3 protein-coding genes and 1 tRNA gene are annotated in these 3,727 nt (G+C 60.6%); 3 read left to right on the top strand and 1 reads right to left on the bottom strand.

Translation table 11 applies throughout. From position 1 onward, the window contains the following. Nucleotides 1-143: 143 nt before the first annotated feature. The gene (locus tag ACFMO5_RS01225) at nt 144-1,115 is read left to right on the top strand and encodes a carbohydrate ABC transporter permease (protein WP_376790953.1); all 972 of its coding nucleotides are present in this window, start codon (nt 144-146) and stop codon (nt 1,113-1,115) included. Beyond that, nucleotides 1,112-1,927, top strand: coding sequence for a carbohydrate ABC transporter permease (locus tag ACFMO5_RS01220; protein WP_376790952.1), 816 nt, complete (start codon nt 1,112-1,114; stop codon nt 1,925-1,927). Before ACFMO5_RS01225 ends, ACFMO5_RS01220 begins: the two co-directional genes overlap by 4 nt. A 60-nt stretch (nt 1,928-1,987) precedes the next feature. On the opposite strand, the gene ACFMO5_RS01215 is transcribed toward ACFMO5_RS01220, so the two are convergent. After that, nucleotides 1,988-2,075, bottom strand: a tRNA-Leu gene (locus tag ACFMO5_RS01215). 235 nt (nt 2,076-2,310) lie between these two features. On the opposite strand from ACFMO5_RS01215, the gene ACFMO5_RS01210 reads away from it, so the two are divergent. Beyond that, nucleotides 2,311-3,549: a S41 family peptidase gene (locus ACFMO5_RS01210; RefSeq protein WP_376790951.1), complete on the top strand. Its 1,239-nt coding sequence runs from the start codon at nt 2,311-2,313 to the stop codon at nt 3,547-3,549. Nucleotides 3,550-3,727: the final 178 nt, after the last annotated feature.

Genomic DNA, 3,727 nt, shown 5'->3' with positions numbered 1-3,727 from the left:
GGGCCGCCTTCGGCGGCCCACACCCCACGAAGAAACCGATCCCCCCTCCCCGTTTGGCCTTGCCGCGCAGGGAGGGAAACAGGAGGCAAAGGATGAACGATCGCCCCCTCGATCCTGCTCCGACGGTCGGTGTGCCCAAGGTTATGGAACAGGCTATCCCCGCTCCTCGATGGCTCCAGGTTGTGAGGGAGCTGCGACGTCGCTTGGAAAGCAAGCTGCCTGTTCTTCTCATCGCTCCCTCAACGATCGCCGTCCTGATCTTCGTATACGGGTTCATTGGATGGACGGTCTACATCTCGATGACCCGATGGAATGATGTGCTGCCGGACTACACTTTCACGGGCCTCCGGAATTACGTCGGGCTGTTCCAGACCCCTCGATTCCAGGCGGACATCCGCAACACGATCGTCTTCACTGCCTTCTTCCTGTTGGGCGCGGTCGTGGTGGGCTTCTTCGCCGCCCTCCTGCTGGATCAGCGGGTGAAGGGGGAGACATTCTTCCGCAGCGTTTTCCTTTTCCCTATGGCTATCTCGTTCATCGTAACGGGCATCGCCTGGCAATGGTTGTTCAACCCCCAGACAGGGATCAATCTTCTCCTGAAATATGCGGGCTACTCCGGCCCGGTGCCTCGCTGGTTCACAGACCCCACGGTGATGTTCGGCATCAAGATCGGGGCGATTCAGGTGGGGATCCCCGTGGCGCTGATCCCGGTGGTGATCGCAGCCACCTGGCAGCTTTCCGGATTCACCATGGCCATGTATCTGGCAGGCCTCCGGGGGATTCCAGAGGAGCTTCGGGAGGCAGCCCGGGTGGACGGGGCCAGCGAGTGGCAGATCTATCGCCATATTGTGTTGCCGTTGCTTCGACCGGTCACCCTGAGCGCCCTGATCGTGCTGGGTCACATTTCCCTGAAGATCTTCGACCTCACCGTGGCGATGACCGGAAGCGGTCCAGGGTTCGCTACGGACATGCCGGCGTACTTCATGTTCGAAACGACGTTCCGGGGGAACCATTTCGCTCAGGGCGCGGCCATCGCCACCCTGATGCTGATCATGGTGGCCGCCCTGATCATCCCTTACCTCCGCTACAGCCTGAGCCGGGAGGCTGAGCTATGAAGATGGGGCGCTTTTTGATCTATCTCGCCCTGATCGGTCTCACGATCTTCTACTTGCTCCCGGTTTACGTGCTGCTGCTCACCGGCCTCAAGAGCTTCGCTGAGGCGGATCTTACACGCATGTGGAATTGGCCAACCCAGCCCTCCTTCGCTGCCTTCGCCAAAGCCTGGGAGAAGCTATCCCCGAACTTCATGAACAGCGTTTATCTGGTGATCCCGGCCACGTTGATCTCCTCTTTCATCGGTTCCATCAACGGCTATATCCTGGCCAAGTGGCGCTTCCGAGGATCAGAGATCCTGTTCCCAGCTATCCTGTTCGGGATGTTCATCCCTTATCAAAGCATCCTGATCCCGCTGGTCCGTTTCCTCCAGACCATCGGCTTGTATGGATCCATCCCTGGCCTGATCCTCGTTCACGTCATCTACGGGATCCCAATCACCTCCCTCATCTTCCGCAATTATTACGCTTCGATCCCCGGGGAGCTGGTGGAGGCCGCGAAGATCGATGGGGCTTCGCTGTTTGGGATCTACCGATGGGTGATGCTCCCGCTCTCCCAACCTGGGTTCGCCGTGGTCGCCATCTGGCAATTCACCCAAATCTGGAACGATTTCCTCTTCGCGGTCACTGTGACCAACAAGCCGGCTCAGCAACCGATCACCGTGGCGCTCCAGAACTTGGCGGGCAGCCAGATCGTCGAGTGGAACGTCCAAATGGCCGGCGCGCTGCTGGCCGCCCTCCCGACGCTGCTGGTCTATATCTTCTTGGGGCGCTTCTTCCTGCGCGGGCTGCTGGCAGGGGCCTTGAAAGGTTAGCGGCTCGCTCTGGGGGAGGAGGGCAAGGATAATAAAAACCCCGGCGCTCTGCCGGGGTTCTGGTGCCCGGGGCGGGATTTGAACCCGCACGGCCGAAAGGGCCAGCGCCCCCTCAAGACGCCGCGTCTGCCTATTCCGCCACCCGGGCAAGACCACTACAATTATAGCAATGGATCACGCCCCCGACAAGATTCATGGCGTAGGAATGACATCGTTTGGAGCCCACGAGAGGAGACAGACTTCCATCAGTCCGAGGGACTGCTAAGAGGTGGAAGAAAAAACCTTCACGGTTGGGGGCGCCATCAGCGACTTACAGCTCTGAGCAGCCATGGGGTAAGTATTAAAGCGCCAAGGGGATCTTCCAACGTTTTAGGAGGCTCGACGTGAATGATCTGATCAAGCGTGCTGGGAATCTCCTCCTCTTCGCAACGCTGGCTGTTGGATTGATCGCCTCCGCCTTCCTGGCAGGGTTTGGAGTGGCATGGGGGATGGGCGCAGCGTCCACCCGAGCGCAGTCCCCCGCCCCTGAGGCGGTGGCACCGTCTCCCCCGCCTCGGGATCTCCAGGAAGCGTTCGACATCTTTTGGGAGGCCTGGAAGCTGGTTCAAGACGAGTATTACGGGGCGATCCCCGCGCCCCAGACGGTGGCCTACGGGGCCATCCGGGGGGCGCTGCAGACCCTCGGGGATCCTTATACCTCCTTTATCGAACCGAAGATCGCCCGCATTCTTCAGGAGGACGCCTCTGGGCAATTCGAAGGGATCGGGGCGCTGGTGCGGATGAACCGGGATAACAAATTGGAGATCGTGCGGACCTTCGAGGGCTCCCCCGCCCAGAAGGCGGGCCTCCAATCCGGAGATCTGGTGGTGAAGGTCAACGGCCAATCCATTGTGGGCTACAGCATCTACGAGGCCATCGCTCTGATCCGAGGGCCAGCGGGAACCTCCGTCACGCTCACGATCGAGCGTCCAGGCCAACGCGAGCCCTTCGAGGTGACCGTCACACGGGCCCGCATCACCATCCCGGTGGTCGAGGCCCGTATGCTTCCGGAGAACATCGCATATATTCAGCTGTTCGATTTCAGCGCCCAGGCCACCCGTCAGTTGCAGGATCAACTGAAAGCCCTCCTCGCACAAAATCCGCAAGGCCTGATCCTGGACCTACGGGATAATCCCGGCGGGTTCCTCGATCAGGCGATCCAAGTGGCCGATCTCTTCCTCGATGAAGGGATCGTGGCCTATGAGCGAACGAAAGATGGCGAGGAACGGGTTTTCCGCTCGAAGAGCGGGGACATCGCCGAGCGGATCCCCATGGTGGTGCTGGTGAACGCTGGCAGCGCTAGTGCCTCGGAGATTGTGGCCGGCGCCTTGCAGGATCGCGGTCGGGCCCGGCTGGTGGGCGAGCGAACGTTCGGGAAGGGATCCGTGCAGCTCTCCCACACCCTCTCCGATGGCTCGGAGCTCCGGGTCACCATCGCCCGCTGGTTCACCCCGAACAACCGGGCGATCCATGGCGAAGGACTGAACCCGGACATTGAGGTGAAGGTCGAACCCGGCACGGAAACCGCGGGAACCGATCCACAATTGCAACGGGCGGTGGAGGTTCTCTTGCAAGGACGTTAAGGCCGATGCATCCCTCTCACCAAGAGGATCGAGGGGAGCTATCCTCAGCCCTCGACAGCTTGCTCATTCCCAAATTCGGCGGCCACTCCGGATCGTCGGGATTCGACCATCGCCCAGTGAAGCGGGCGCGTTCTATACCAAAAGTTTTCTATGGGGTGCGGGCCGCTTACGCGGCCCG

Source organism: Thermoflexus sp. (assembly GCF_042408365.1).
GTDB lineage: Bacteria > Chloroflexota > Anaerolineae > Thermoflexales > Thermoflexaceae > Thermoflexus.
The sequence above is the reverse complement of the archived record's forward strand: the minus strand, read 5'-3'. Positions and strand labels throughout refer to the sequence as shown.